The organism is Cryobacterium sp. PH31-AA6 (assembly GCF_030063195.1).
Classification (GTDB): Bacteria; Actinomycetota; Actinomycetes; order Actinomycetales; family Microbacteriaceae; genus Cryobacterium.
This window is the reverse complement of sequence record NZ_JASISS010000001.1, coordinates 82,595-95,459: the sequence shown is the minus strand read 5'-3', so window position 1 is coordinate 95,459 and position 12,865 is coordinate 82,595. Positions and strand designations below refer to the sequence as shown.

Here is a 12,865-nt window from a genome sequence, read left to right as displayed (position 1 = left end):
CGGGTGCGCCGTCTACCGTTCGACGGAGATGATCACGGGGTCCCCGTGCACGTCGATCGTCACCACGAGCAGGGCGTCGGTCTCGTCGGGGCTGATCGAGTATTCGAGCACCGCGAAGTGTTCCTCGCTGCGGAAGTGGTGCGGGTGGAAGCCCACCCGCTGCAGCTGGATCGAGCGCAGGAAGTCGATCTGCTTGTCGCCGGAGTCCCAGATCAGGGCGTCCTCGAGCGCCTCGGGATCCATCTCCTCCAGCTCGGTGGTGATGTATGCGTTCGTCACCGAACGTTCGGCGCTGAGGTCGGCCACAAGAGACTCGCGGGCCTGGGCGTCGAGCTCCTCGAGCGCATTGACCATGGCCGCGGCAATGTCGAGCGCCTCGACAGCGACGGAGTCCTCGTCCGGCGAGTTGAGGTCGATCTGCACGTCCTGGTCGCCCAGCTCGGCCGTGTCCGACCAGTAGACCTCGCCCGCATCGTCGCTGCCGAGAATTCCAAAGAAATCGTGTTCGATTGTCATGTACGTCCTATCCGACGAGTTGTTTGGCGAAGACGTGCGGCGTGAAACCGGTGAGGTCGTTGATGCCCTCACCCTGGCCGACGAGTTTGATGGGGATGCCGGTCTTCTCCTGCACCGCCAGCACGAAGCCGCCCTTGGCCGAGCCGTCCAGCTTCGTGAGCACGAGCCCGGTCACGCCGGCGTGTTCGATGAAGGCCTCGGCCTGGGCGAGCCCGTTCTGGCCGGTCGTCGCGTCGAGCACGAGGAGCACCTCGGCGATCGGGGTCTGCTTCTCGATCACCCGGCGAATCTTGGTGAGCTCGTCCATCAGACCGCCCTTGGTCTGCAACCGACCGGCGGTGTCGATGAGCACGATCTCGATGCCCTCGTTCATCGCCTTCTGCACGGTCTGGAAGGCGACGGATGCCGGATCCTGGCCGTGCGCCTGCGGCCGCACGATGTCCGCCCCGGCCCGTTCGGCCCAGGTGGCGAGCTGCTCGACGGCGGCGGCACGGAACGTGTCCGCTGCCCCGATCAGCACGCTGCGATCGTAGCCACGGAGGAACTTGGCGAACTTGCCGATCGTGGTCGTCTTGCCGACGCCGTTGACACCGACGACGAGAACGACCGCGGGGCGCGCACTGAGCTTGAGGGTCGGGTCGTGCCTGGCGAGGCGTTCCTCGATGCCCTCGCGGAGCATCCGCTGCAGGTCGACCGGGTCGGTCGTGTGGTACTTCGCCACCTTCGCTCGAAGCTCGGCGACGATCACCTCGGTCACGTCCGGTCCGAAGTCGGCCTGGATCAGCGCGTCCTCGAGGTCGTCCCAGGTGTCGTCGTCGATCGTCTTCTTTGCGAACATGCCGCGCAGAGCGCCGGAGAGAGACCAGGAGGTGCGTTCTGCCATGCCTCTAGCCTATGGCTCGCGACCCGCGGTGACATCCGGGGTAACACCGACCGCCCAACCCGGCAGAATGGTCGGGTGAGCACCCAGACTCCCCCGGCGCTCGTCGGGATCGCCCACGGCACGTCGTCCCCGGACGGCCAGGCCGCGGTCGCCGGGCTGATGCGCGCCGTGGCCGCGGCTCAACCCGGCCTCACGGTCGCCGCGGGTTTCGTCGACGTGCAGCAGCCTGACACGCCGGCGACCCTTGCCGCCCTCCCGGCGGGACTACCGGCCGTCGTTGTGCCTCTGCTCCTGTCGGCGGGCTATCACGTGCACGTTGACCTGACCGAGGCGGTGCGGGCCGAGACCGGGCGCTCGGTGCTGCTCGCCGGCGCGCTCGGGCCAGACGACCGAATCGTCGCCGTCCTCCGCCAGCGGCTCGCGGAGGCCGGGCTCCGCCCCGACGACGTGGTCGTGCTCGCCGTCGCCGGTTCGAGCGACGCGCGGGCCGTCGAGGCCTGCCGGGTCGTGGCGGAACGGCTGGCGGATGCCGGCGGGCTCGAGGTGACCCTCGGCTTCCTCTCCGCCGCGACCCCCCGCCTCGCCTGCGCGGTGACAAGGGCCAGGATCAACCGTCCCGGCCGACGGGTCGTCGTCAGCAGCTACCTGCTGGCTCCGGGCTATTTCCAGGGGCTGGTCGAGAAGGCCGGAGCCGATGTCGTGACCCGGCCGCTTCTCGTGCCGGACGAGCCGGCACCGCCGCTGCTCGTCGAGGTTGTCGTCGGCCGGTATTCCGCCGCACTGTAGCCGACCCGCCTCGCCGATACCCTCTGTGACGCCGCGCTACGGCGCATGACTGGCCGTTACGCGCCGGGGAGACTTGTCCCCCCGTTCTCGGTACGTTTTCTCCCACGCAGTCCGGCACCGTTATCGCCGTCGCCGCGTCCACCGAGGAGGAACCATCGTGACACCGAGTCAGACCGAGACGGCACCGCCGGTTCGCCCCCAGCGCCCGGCGTCGCGCCCGAACGGACAATGGAAGGTCGACGGCACCGCGCCGCTGAACGGAAACGAAGCCTGGAAGCAGGATGACGGCGGCTTGAACGTGCGGGAGCGGATCGAAAAGATCTACTCCAAGGCGGGCTTCGACTCCATCGAGAGCACCGACCTGCACGGCCGGATGCGCTGGTGGGGCCTCTACACGCAGCGCAAGCCGGGAATCGACGGCGGCAAGACCGCCACCCTCGAACCCCACGAGCTCGAAGACAAGTACTTCATGCTCCGCGTGCGCATCGACGGCGGCCAGCTCAGCACCGCCCAGCTGCGCGTGATCGGCGAGATCTCGATCGAGTTCGGCCGCGACTCCGCCGACCTGACCGACCGGCAGAACATCCAGTTGCACTGGATCCGGGTCGAGGACGTGCCGGAGATCTGGCGACGCCTCGAGGCCGTCGGCCTGCAGACCACGGAGGCCTGCGGCGACGTGCCCCGGGTTGTTCTCGGCTCCCCCGTCGCCGGGATCGCCGTCGATGAGCTCCTCGACCCGACCGACACGATCAACGAGATCACCGCGCGGTACATCGGAGTCCCCGAGCTCGCCAACCTGCCCCGGAAATTCAAGACGGCCCTCACCGGGCACCCGAGCCAGGACGTCGTGCACGAGATCAACGACGTCGGTTTCGTCGCCCTCCGGCACCCGGAACTCGGCCTCGGCTACGACCTCTGGGTCGGCGGCGGCCTCTCCGCGAGCCCCCGCCTCGGCGAGCGCCTCGGTGCCTTCGTCACCCCCGACAAGGTCGCCGACGTCTGGCTCGGTGTCGCCTCGATCTTCCGTGACTACGGCTACCGGCGACTGCGTAACAAGGCCAGGCTCAAATTCCTGCTCGCCGACTGGGGGCCGGAGAAGTTCCGCCGGGTGCTCGAGGACGAATACCTCCACGAGACCCTTCCCGACGGCCCGCCCGCACCCACCCCGACGCAGCAGGGCGATCACATCGGCGTGCACAAGCAGAACGACGGACGGTTCTACCTCGGCGTGACCCCGTTCGTCGGTCGGGTATCCGGGACGATGCTCACGACGCTCGCCGACCTGCTCGAACGGCACGGCTCGACCCGGCTGCGCACGACGCCGCACCAGAAGCTCGTGCTCCTCGATATCGACGAGAAGAGCGTCGAACCGCTGATCGCGGCGCTCGACGAGATCGGTCTGGCCGCGCGGCCGAGCCTGTTCCGCCGGTCCACCATCGCCTGCACCGGGATCGAGTACTGCAAGCTCGCCATCGTCGAGACCAAGCAGACGGCCACCGACGCCGTGCTCGAACTGGAGAAGCGTCTGGCCGGCATCGACGTGCCCCAGCCGATCAGCCTGCACGTCAACGGATGCCCGAACTCCTGCGCCCGCATCCAAACGGCCGACATCGGCCTCAAGGGGCAGCTCCTGCCGGACGGCGAGGGCGGCCAGGTTCCCGGGTTCCAGGTGCACCTCGGCGGCGGCCTGGCGTCGGTCGGCCGGGACGAGGCCGGACTCGGCCGCACCGTGCGTGGCCTCAAGGTCACCGCGGACGACCTCGCCGACTACGTCGAACGCATTGTGCTCCGCTTCCTCGCCGACCGCACCGAAACCGAAACCTTCGCCCAGTGGGCGCACCGCGCCGACGAGGAGGCCCTGCAGTGAGCACACTCCGCTCCGCAACCGAGCTGCGCTCCCTCGCCGAGAGCGGCGCCGCAGAACTCGGCGACGCCGGCTTCGAACGGGTCGTCGCCTGGGTCGCCGGGAACTTCTCCGTCGACGCGGTCGCGGTCGCCTGCTCGATGGCCGACGCCGTGCTCCCGCACGTGGTCTCAGAGCAGCTGCCCGGCGTTGACGTGCTGTTCCTCGAGACCGGCTACCACTTCTCCGAAACCCTTGAGACCAGGGCGGATGTGGCCCGGCTGCTGCCGGTGCGGGTCGTCGACGTTCTCCCCGAGCACTCGGTGGCCGAACAGGACCTGAAGCACGGGGCCGAACTCTTCTCCCGCGACCCCAACCTCTGCTGTGCGATGCGCAAGGTCGAGCCGTTGCACCGGGCCCTCGGCGACTACGAGCTGTGGTTCACCGGCGTGCGCCGGGATGAGGCGCCGACCCGCGCCGGCACACCGCTGGTCACCTGGGACGACCGCAACGGCCTGGTCAAGGTGAACCCGCTCGCCGCCTGGAGCTTCGAAGACGTGCTCGACTACGCCGCGCTGCACCAGGTTCCGGTCAACCCGCTGATGGCCCAGGGCTACCCCTCCATCGGCTGCGCGCCGTGCACCAAACCCGTCGCCGCCGGCGACGATCCCCGATCCGGACGCTGGGCCAGCCTGGCGAAAACAGAATGCGGACTCCACCTGTGAACGCTTCCTCGGTCCTCGCTGCCACCCCGAACGCTGCCACCCCGGCCCCTGCCACCCCGAACGCTGCCACCCCGGCCCCTGCCACCGCGAACCGGGCCGGCAGCCACCGCCTGTCACAGCTCGACGTGCTCGAGAGCGAGGCCATCCACATCATCCGTGAGGTGGTGGCCGAATTCGAACGACCCGTGCTGCTGTTCTCCGGCGGCAAGGATTCCGTCGTGGTGCTCCACCTCGCCGCGAAGGCGTTCTGGCCGGGCCGGGTGCCCTTCCCGCTGTTGCACGTGGACACCGGGCACAACTTCCCCGAGGTGATCGCGTTCCGTGACGAGACCGTTGAGCGCCTCGGGCTGCGGCTCGAGGTCGCCCGGGTGCAGGACTACATCGACGACGGCCGCCTGCACGAGCGCGCGGACGGCACCCGGAACCCGCTGCAGACCCTGCCACTGCTGGACGCGATCGCTGCCGGCCGGCACGACGCCGTCTTCGGCGGCGCCCGCCGCGACGAGGACAAGGCCCGGGCGAAGGAACGCATCCTCTCCCTCCGCGACGAATTCGGCCAGTGGGATCCGCGCAACCAGCGGCCCGAACTGTGGAACCTCTACAACGGCCGCCACACTGTCGGCCAGCACGTGCGTGCATTCCCGATCAGCAACTGGACCGAGCTCAACGTCTGGCGCTACATCGAGCGGGAGCAGATCGCTCTGCCGCCGCTCTACTACGCGCACGACCGCGAGGTCTACCGCCGTGACGGCATGTGGCGGGCAACCGGCCCGGTCAGCGAGCCGCGCACGAGCGAGACCGTCGAAACCCGCACCGTGCGCTACCGCACCGTCGGCGACATGAGCTGCACCGGCGCGGTCGAGTCGGATGCCGCCTCCGTCGACGCCGTCGTGCGCGAGGTCGCCCTGAGCACGATCACCGAACGTGGCGCGACCCGCGCCGACGACCGGATCTCCGAAGCCGCCATGGAAGACCGAAAAAAGGACGGGTACTTCTAATGACCCAGGCACTCACCGACAGCCAGGCACTCACCGACAGCCAGGCACTCACCGACAGCCAGGCGCTCACCGACCAGGCCGGCGGCACCCTGTTCCGCTTCGCCACCGCCGGCTCGGTCGACGACGGCAAGTCGACCCTCGTCGGCAGGCTCCTGCACGACTCGAAAGCCGTTCTCGCCGACCAGCTCGACGCCGTCACCCGCACCTCGACCGAGCGCGGCTTCGGCGGCACCGAGGGCGGCATCGACTTCGCCCTGCTCACCGACGGCCTCCGCGCCGAACGCGAACAGGGCATCACCATCGACGTCGCCTACCGCTACTTCGCCACCAACCGACGCTCCTTCATCCTCGCCGACTGCCCCGGACACGTGCAGTACACGCGCAACATGGTCACCGGCGCCACCACGGCCGATGCGGTGATCATGCTCATCGACGCGCGCAAGGGCGTGCTCGAGCAGACCCGACGTCACCTCTCCGTGGTGCGCCTGCTCCGGGTGCCGCACATCATCGTCGCCGTCAACAAGATCGACCTGCTCGGCTACGACGAGGCCGCGTACACCGAGATCGCGGATGCCGTGCGCGCCGTCACGGCGGAACTCGGCCTGGGCGAGGTGCACGTCATCCCCGTCTCGGCCCTGGCCGGCGACAACGTCGTCGACGCCTCCCCGCGCACCCCCTGGTACACCGGACCCAGTCTGCTCGAACTGCTCGAGACCCTGCCGGTCGTCGACGAGGTCGAGAGTGCGCTGGAGGCCTTCCGGTTGCCGGTTCAGCTGGTGTTGCGTCCGCAGGGAGCCGTCGCCGTCCCCGCAGCCGACGCGCCCGCCTTCCGCGACTACCGCGCCTACGCCGGGCAGGTCACCTCCGGCACCGTGCGGGTCGGCGACGCCGTCACCGTGCTGCCCGGCGGGGCCGGCACCGTCGTCACCGGGATCGACTTCGCCGGCACCGCGCTCACCGAGGCCTTCGCACCGCAGTCGATCGCCCTCCGGCTCAGGGACGACCTCGACATCGCCCGCGGTGCGGTGATCGGCGCCGCCGGCACGCTCCCCGACCCCACGAAGGAGCTGACGGCGGCCCTGTTCTGGCTCGACCCCCGGCCGCTCACCCCCGGCGACCGCACCCTCGTGAAATTCGGTGCCAACACGGTTCAGGCCATCGTCACCGCCGTCACCGGCCGGCTCAACCTGGACACGCTGGAGCAGGAGACCGCCGCGAGCCTCGACATCAACGACATCGGCCACGTCACCGTGCGGCTCGCCGCGGCGCTGCCGATCGAGACCTTCGCCTCCAGCCGCCGTTCGGGCGCCTTCCTCGTCATCCACCCGCAGGACGGCGCAACCCTCGCCGCCGGCATCGCCACGGCCACCGGGGTGCCGGCATGACCCGGCGCACCGGTCTCGCCTCGCGCACCGGCCTGGCCCTGGCCGCGATCGCCCTCGTTCCCGTGCTGCTGGGCGGATGCTCGGCGCAGGGCAGCGCGGCGTCGCCTGCCGGACCGGCCGAGGAACTCCGCCTCGGCTACTTCGACAACGTCACACACGCCCCCGCGCTCGTCGGGCTGGAGAAGGGCCTCCTCGCCGACAGCCTCGGCGGAACGACGCTCCGCACCCAGATTTTCAGCGCCGGGCCGGCCACCATCGAGGCTCTGAGCGCGGGAGCCATCGACGCCGCCTACATCGGCCCGAACCCGGCGATCAACAGCTACATCAAGAGCGCCGGGCAGTCCGTGAGAATCGTCGCCGGGGCCGCCAGCGGCGGCGCCGCCCTGGTCGTGCGCGCCGGCATTGACGGGCCAGACGACCTGGCCGGCACCACCATCGCCACCCCCCAGCTCGGCAACACCCAGGACGTCGCCCTCCGCGCGTGGCTCGGCGAGCAGGGCTACGACACCGACACCGCGGGCGGCGGCCAGGTGCACATCGCCCCCACCGACAGCGCCCAGACCCTGGCACTGTTCCAGAGCGGCAAGATCGACGGGGCCTGGCTGCCCGAACCCTGGGTGTCCCGGCTCGTGCTCGACGCCGGCGCCACCGTGCTCGTCGACGAGGCATCCCTCTGGCCCGACGGGGCCTTCCCCACCACGGTGCTGCTCGTGCGGAGCGAGTACCTGACCGCGCACCCGGAGACCGTGCGGGCCCTCGTCGCCGGGCACACGGCATCCGTCGGCTGGCTCACCGATCACCCCGACGAGGCCGCCGCCGTGATCAACAAGAAGCTGACCGAAGACACCGGCAAGGCCCTCTCGGACGCCGTGATCACCAGGGCGCTCGCGCATGTGACCTTCACGACCGACCCGCTCGCGGCGACCTTCCCCGTGCTGCTGGGGGCCGGGGTGAAGGTCGGAACCGCCACCACCGGCGACCTGGCCGGGCTCTTCGACCTGACTCCCCTCAACGCCGTGCTGGCCCAGTCCGGCGGCACCCCGGCGAGCGCCGCCGGACTCGGAACGGAGTAGGCGATGCTGACCACCCTGGACACCGAGATCCGCATCGACGGCCTGACCAAGAGATTCGGCACCGACGGCCCGATCGTGCTCGAGGACATCACGCTCTCGATCGCCCCCGGCGAATTCGTCTGCCTGCTCGGCGCATCCGGCTGCGGCAAATCGACCCTGCTGAATATCATTGCGGGCCTCGATCGTCCCACCAGCGGAACCGTCACCGTCGCCAGCGGCAGCGCCGCGGTCATGTTCCAGGAGTCCGCACTCTTCCCCTGGCTGACCGCCGGTCGCAATGTCGAGCTCGCGCTCAAGCTGCGCGGAGTGCCCAGGGCCGAGCGCCGGAGCCAGGCCCTCGAACTGCTCGATCTCGTCAACCTCGCGGATGCCGCGCACAAGCGCCCGCACGAGCTCTCCGGCGGCATGCGCCAAAGGGTCGCCCTCGCCCGCTCGCTCGCCCAGGACCGCAAGGTGCTTCTGATGGACGAACCGTTCGCCGCTCTCGACGCGATCACCCGGGACCTGCTGCACGAGGAACTCGAGCGGATCTGGCGGGAAACCGGCCGCACGATCGTCTTCGTCACCCACAACGTTCGCGAGGCGGCCCGGCTCGGCCAGCGGGTGCTGCTGATGTCGTCCCGGCCGGGACGGATCGCCAACGAGTGGCGCCTGGCCGACACCGGGCCGCGCCGGATCGAATCCCCCGAGGTTTCCCGCCTGTCGATCGAGATCACCGAGCAGCTCAGACAGGAGATCCGCCGCAATGCCCACTGAATCCAGCACGCTCGTCTCCCCCGTAGCAGCCCCCCGAGACGACGATTTCCGCAGTCTCGAGGCCGGGCTCGACGCCCTGCAGACCGTTCCCCTCGCCGAGCGCGGACGCTGGCGCCGGATCGTCGACGGGGTGCTGCCACCGGTGCTGCTGCTCGCGGCGCTCGTCCTGGCCTGGCAGCTCTACGTGGTGATTGCCCAGCCACGCCCCGACCTGATCCCCGGCCCGTTCAACGTGGCCGCGTCGATCGGCGAACTCTGGTCGAACGGGCGGCTGCAGCAGGCGGTGCTCACGAGCCTCGCCCGCGGCGGCGCCGGCTTCCTGATCGCCGTCGCCATCGGCACCCCACTCGGGCTGTTGCTCGCCGAGTGGCGGCTGCTCCGCCGCGCGCTCGGCCCGCTGCTCTCCGGGCTGCAGGTGCTGCCCTCGGTAGCCTGGGTGCCTGCCGCGATCATCTGGTTCGGGCTCACGGACGCGACCGTCTACTTCGTGGTGCTGATGGGCGCGGTCCCCTCGATCGCCAACGGACTTGTCGCCGGGATCGACCAGGTTCCGCCGCAGCTGCGCCGGGTCGGCACAGTGCTCGGCGCCTCCCCGCTCCAGCTCGCCACCCTGGTGATCCTGCCGGCCGCCCTGCCCGGCTACCTGGCCGGGCTCAAGCAGGGCTGGGCCTTCTCCTGGCGCTCCCTGATGGCGGCGGAGATCATCGCGATGGGCGGGTCGATCGGTTTCGGCCTCGGCTCCATGCTGCAGCAGAGCCGGGACCTGGCCGACCTGCCCGCGGTGCTCGCCACCATCCTCGTCATCCTGTTCGTCGGCATCCTGGTCGAACTGATCGCATTCGCCCCGGTCGAGCGCAGCCTCCTGCGCCACCGCGGCCTGACCCCCGGAGGCACCCGATGACGATCACCCACGACCCCATCGCCCTGTACCCGCTCGGCCTGAAACTTTCCGGCCGCGCCGTTGTCGTGGTGGGCGGCGGTGCCGTCGCCGCCCGGCGCGCCTCGGGCCTCGTCGGCGCCGGAGCGCTCGTCACCGTCGTCGCCCCTGAGGCCGGACTGGACCTCCGCGCCCTCCTGGCCACCGGCAGCGTCACCTGGCGGAACCGCGCCTATCGCACCGGCGACCTGGCCGGGGCCTGGCTCGCCCACACGGCGACCGGCGTGACCGATGTCGACGCCCTGGTCGCCGCCGATGCCGAGGACGCCCGGATCTGGTGCCTCAACGCTGGCAATCACACTGCCTCCGACGCCTGGGTCCCCGCCGTCACCCGGCGGGACGACGTCACGGTCACGGTGTCGACCGGCGGCGACCCACGCCGGGCCATGGCGCTGCGGGATGCGATCGCGACTTCCCTCGACGCCGGCGAGCTGCCGCTCCGCCACCATCGCCGTCCCGCGGGCGCCGGAACCGTGTACCTGGTCGGCGGCGGCCCCGGTGACCCCGGTCTGATCACCGTGCTCGGCCGGAGACTCCTCGCCGAGGCCGACGTCGTGATCGCCGACCGTCTCGGCCCGCGCTCCCTCCTCGGCGAACTCGACCCCGAGGTGCTCGTGATCGACGTCGGCAAGCTCCCCGGCCACCACCCGGTTCCGCAGAACGAGATCAACGCGCTGCTCGTCGAGCACGCCCGCGCCGGGCGCCGGGTCGTGCGCCTCAAGGGCGGTGACCCCTACGTGCTCGGCCGCGGCGGCGAGGAAGCGGCCTACTGCCGCAGCCGCGGAGTCGAGGTCGAGGTCGTGCCCGGTGTCACCAGCGCCATCTCGGTCCCCGCGGCCGCCGGCATCCCGGTCACCCACCGCGGGGTCGCGGCGGGTTTCACGGTCGTCACCGGGCACGAACAGCTTCGTGAGCTGCCCGGCGGGCGGGACCACACGGTGATCCTGCTGATGGGCGTCAGCGCCCTGGCCGGGTCCGCCGAGGTCCTGGCCACCGGGGCCCGCGGCGAGGACTGTCCCGTCGCCATCATCGAAGACGGCTACGGCCCGGACCAGCGCGTCACGATCGGCACTCTCGCCACGATCACCGCCCTGGCCGTGAGCCGCGGCGTCGCCTCCCCCGCTGTCATCGTGGTCGGCGACGTCGTCAGGCTGAGCCCGCACGCCCGTCAAGATGACTTCAGTGAACTTCTCTCCAGCGCACCCCGAAAGGCCCACTCATGACCCGGACGCCCCCGGCGCCCCAGCCCCTCCGCGTCGCCATCATCGGCGCCGGCCCGGCCGGCATCTACGCCGGCAACATCCTCGCCCGGGCGGTGAGCGAGGCCGGCGGCACCGTCGGCATCGACCTGTTCGATTCCCTGCCCGCGCCCTACGGCCTGATCAGGTACGGGGTCGCCCCCGACCACCCCCGGATCAAGGGCATCGTGAACTCGCTGCACGAGATGCTGGGCGCCGGCACCATCCGGTTCATCGGCAACGTCGGCTACGGCATCGACCTCGACCTGGCCGACCTCCGCGCGCACTACCACGCCGTCATCTTCGCGACCGGGGCGATCCAGGACGCCGCGCTGCCCATTCCCGGCATCGACCTGCCCGGGTCATACGGGGCCGCCGACTTCGTGTCCTGGTTCGACGGGCATCCGGATGCCCCGCGCGACTGGCCCCTCGACGCCACCGATATCGCCGTGATCGGCAACGGTAACGTGGCCCTCGACGTGGCCAGAATGCTCGCCAAGCATCCGATCGACCTGCTCGGCACCGACATCCCCGGCACCGTGCACGCCGGGCTGGCCGGCTCGCCCGTCACGGACGTGCACGTCTTCGGGCGCCGCGGGCCCGCCCAGGTGAAGTTCACCCCGATCGAGCTGCGTGAACTCGGCGACATCCCCGACGTCGACGTGCTGGTCTACGAGGAGGACTTTCCTCGCGACGAGTCGTCAGAGCAGCTGCTCGCCGCATCGAACAACCAGGTCAAGGTGATGAGCCGCACCCTGAACGGCTGGCTGGCCAGGCAGCCGACCGGGGCCTCCCGCCGGCTTCACCTGCACTTCCTGCACAGCCCCGTCGAGGTCTACGGCACCGGGCGGGTCGAGGGCATGCGCTTCGAGCGCACGGAACCGACCGGCGACGGCGGCGTGCGCGGCACCGGGCGAATCCTCGACTACCCGCTGCAGGCCGTCTACCGCGCCGTCGGCTACCGGGGCAGTGCCCTCGCTCAGGTACCGTTCGACGAGGCGGCCGGGGTGATCCCGAACGAGGACGGCCGCGTTCTCGACGCCTCCGGCGCTCCCCTCCCCGGGCTCTACACGACCGGCTGGATCAAACGCGGCCCGGTCGGCCTGATCGGCCACACGAAGAGCGACGCCCTCGAGACCGTGACGAGGCTGCTCGAGGACATCGGTCCGGCGACGCAGCCCGAACGCCCGGAGGAGGACGCGATCCTCGCCCTGCTCGACGGGCGCGGCATCCGCTTCACCACCTGGGCGGGCTGGCTGGCCCTCGACGCGCACGAGCGCGCGCTCGGCGCGGCCGACCCTTCACCGGTGCTGCGGGAACGGGTCAAGGTCGTTCCCCGGGACGAGCAGGTCGGCATCGCTCGGCACGACAGCCTGGTGTCGACGTGACCTACGTCATCGCCCTCCCGTGCGTCGACGTGAAGGACCGCGCTTGCGTGGACGAATGCCCCGTCGACTGCATCTATGAGGGCGACCGCTCGCTCTACATCCACCCCGACGAATGCGTCGACTGCGGAGCCTGCGAACCCGTCTGCCCGGTCGAAGCGATCTACTACGAAGACGACGTGCCCGAACAATGGGCCGAGTACTACAAGGCCAACGTCGAATTCTTCGACGACGTCGGATCCCCCGGCGGCGCGGCCAAGGTCGGCGTGATCCACAAGGACCACCCGATCATCGCCGTGCTGTCGCCCCAGGGCAGCACTGCGGGGTAGGGGCGGCCGGA

At 70.5% G+C, this 12,865-nt stretch carries 13 protein-coding genes; 11 read left to right on the top strand and 2 right to left on the bottom strand.

The window, feature by feature from the left end:
- Positions 1–12 precede the first annotated feature (12 nt).
- The gene (locus QMG61_RS00470; RefSeq protein ID WP_283492367.1) at positions 13–516 is read right to left on the bottom strand and encodes a DUF2004 domain-containing protein; all 504 of its coding nucleotides are present in this window, start codon (positions 514–516) and stop codon (positions 13–15) included.
- A gap of 7 nt (positions 517–523) precedes the next feature.
- Entirely contained in the window at positions 524–1,399 is an 876-nt protein-coding gene (gene ftsY, locus QMG61_RS00465; RefSeq protein WP_283492366.1) for a signal recognition particle-docking protein FtsY, read from the bottom strand.
- A gap of 75 nt (positions 1,400–1,474) precedes the next feature.
- Here ftsY and QMG61_RS00460 point away from each other — a divergent pair, with 75 nt between their 5' ends.
- The 11 genes from QMG61_RS00460 to fdxA all read left to right on the top strand — a co-directional run bounded on the left by QMG61_RS00460 (position 1,475) and on the right by fdxA (position 12,854).
- Positions 1,475–2,185 (top strand): sirohydrochlorin chelatase, encoded by a 711-nt coding sequence (locus QMG61_RS00460; protein ID WP_283492365.1) that lies wholly within the window; start codon positions 1,475–1,477, stop codon positions 2,183–2,185.
- Between the two features lie 157 nt (positions 2,186–2,342).
- Positions 2,343–4,052 (top strand): nitrite/sulfite reductase, encoded by a 1,710-nt coding sequence (locus QMG61_RS00455; protein ID WP_283492364.1) that lies wholly within the window; start codon positions 2,343–2,345, stop codon positions 4,050–4,052.
- Complete coding sequence (locus tag QMG61_RS00450; protein WP_502846979.1) at positions 4,016–4,753, top strand: phosphoadenylyl-sulfate reductase; 738 nt, start codon at positions 4,016–4,018, stop codon at positions 4,751–4,753. The genes QMG61_RS00455 and QMG61_RS00450 overlap by 37 nt, the downstream gene beginning before the upstream one ends.
- A complete protein-coding gene (gene cysD / locus QMG61_RS00445) occupies positions 4,750–5,751 on the top strand; it encodes a sulfate adenylyltransferase subunit CysD (protein ID WP_283492362.1) in 1,002 nt (333 codons plus the stop codon). Before QMG61_RS00450 ends, cysD begins: the two co-directional genes overlap by 4 nt.
- The gene (locus QMG61_RS00440) at positions 5,751–7,136 is read left to right on the top strand and encodes a sulfate adenylyltransferase subunit 1 (RefSeq protein WP_283492361.1); all 1,386 of its coding nucleotides are present in this window, start codon (positions 5,751–5,753) and stop codon (positions 7,134–7,136) included. The genes cysD and QMG61_RS00440 overlap by 1 nt, the downstream gene beginning before the upstream one ends.
- Positions 7,133–8,209, top strand: a complete 1,077-nt coding sequence (locus QMG61_RS00435) for an ABC transporter substrate-binding protein (protein ID WP_283492360.1) — start codon at positions 7,133–7,135, stop codon at positions 8,207–8,209. The genes QMG61_RS00440 and QMG61_RS00435 overlap by 4 nt, the downstream gene beginning before the upstream one ends.
- A gap of 3 nt (positions 8,210–8,212) precedes the next feature.
- The gene (locus tag QMG61_RS00430; protein WP_283492359.1) at positions 8,213–8,965 is read left to right on the top strand and encodes an ABC transporter ATP-binding protein; all 753 of its coding nucleotides are present in this window, start codon (positions 8,213–8,215) and stop codon (positions 8,963–8,965) included.
- The gene (locus tag QMG61_RS00425) at positions 8,955–9,866 is read left to right on the top strand and encodes an ABC transporter permease (protein WP_283492358.1); all 912 of its coding nucleotides are present in this window, start codon (positions 8,955–8,957) and stop codon (positions 9,864–9,866) included. The genes QMG61_RS00430 and QMG61_RS00425 overlap by 11 nt, the downstream gene beginning before the upstream one ends.
- Positions 9,863–11,125 carry a uroporphyrinogen-III C-methyltransferase gene (cobA, locus tag QMG61_RS00420; protein ID WP_283492357.1) on the top strand — a complete coding sequence of 421 codons (1,263 nt, stop codon included), beginning with the start codon at positions 9,863–9,865 and terminating at the stop codon, positions 11,123–11,125. The genes QMG61_RS00425 and cobA overlap by 4 nt, the downstream gene beginning before the upstream one ends.
- Positions 11,122–12,528 carry an FAD-dependent oxidoreductase gene (locus QMG61_RS00415; protein WP_283492356.1) on the top strand — a complete coding sequence of 469 codons (1,407 nt, stop codon included), beginning with the start codon at positions 11,122–11,124 and terminating at the stop codon, positions 12,526–12,528. The genes cobA and QMG61_RS00415 overlap by 4 nt, the downstream gene beginning before the upstream one ends.
- Positions 12,525–12,854, top strand: coding sequence for a ferredoxin (gene fdxA / locus QMG61_RS00410; protein ID WP_283492355.1), 330 nt, complete (start codon positions 12,525–12,527; stop codon positions 12,852–12,854). The genes QMG61_RS00415 and fdxA overlap by 4 nt, the downstream gene beginning before the upstream one ends.
- Positions 12,855–12,865 lie beyond the last annotated feature (11 nt).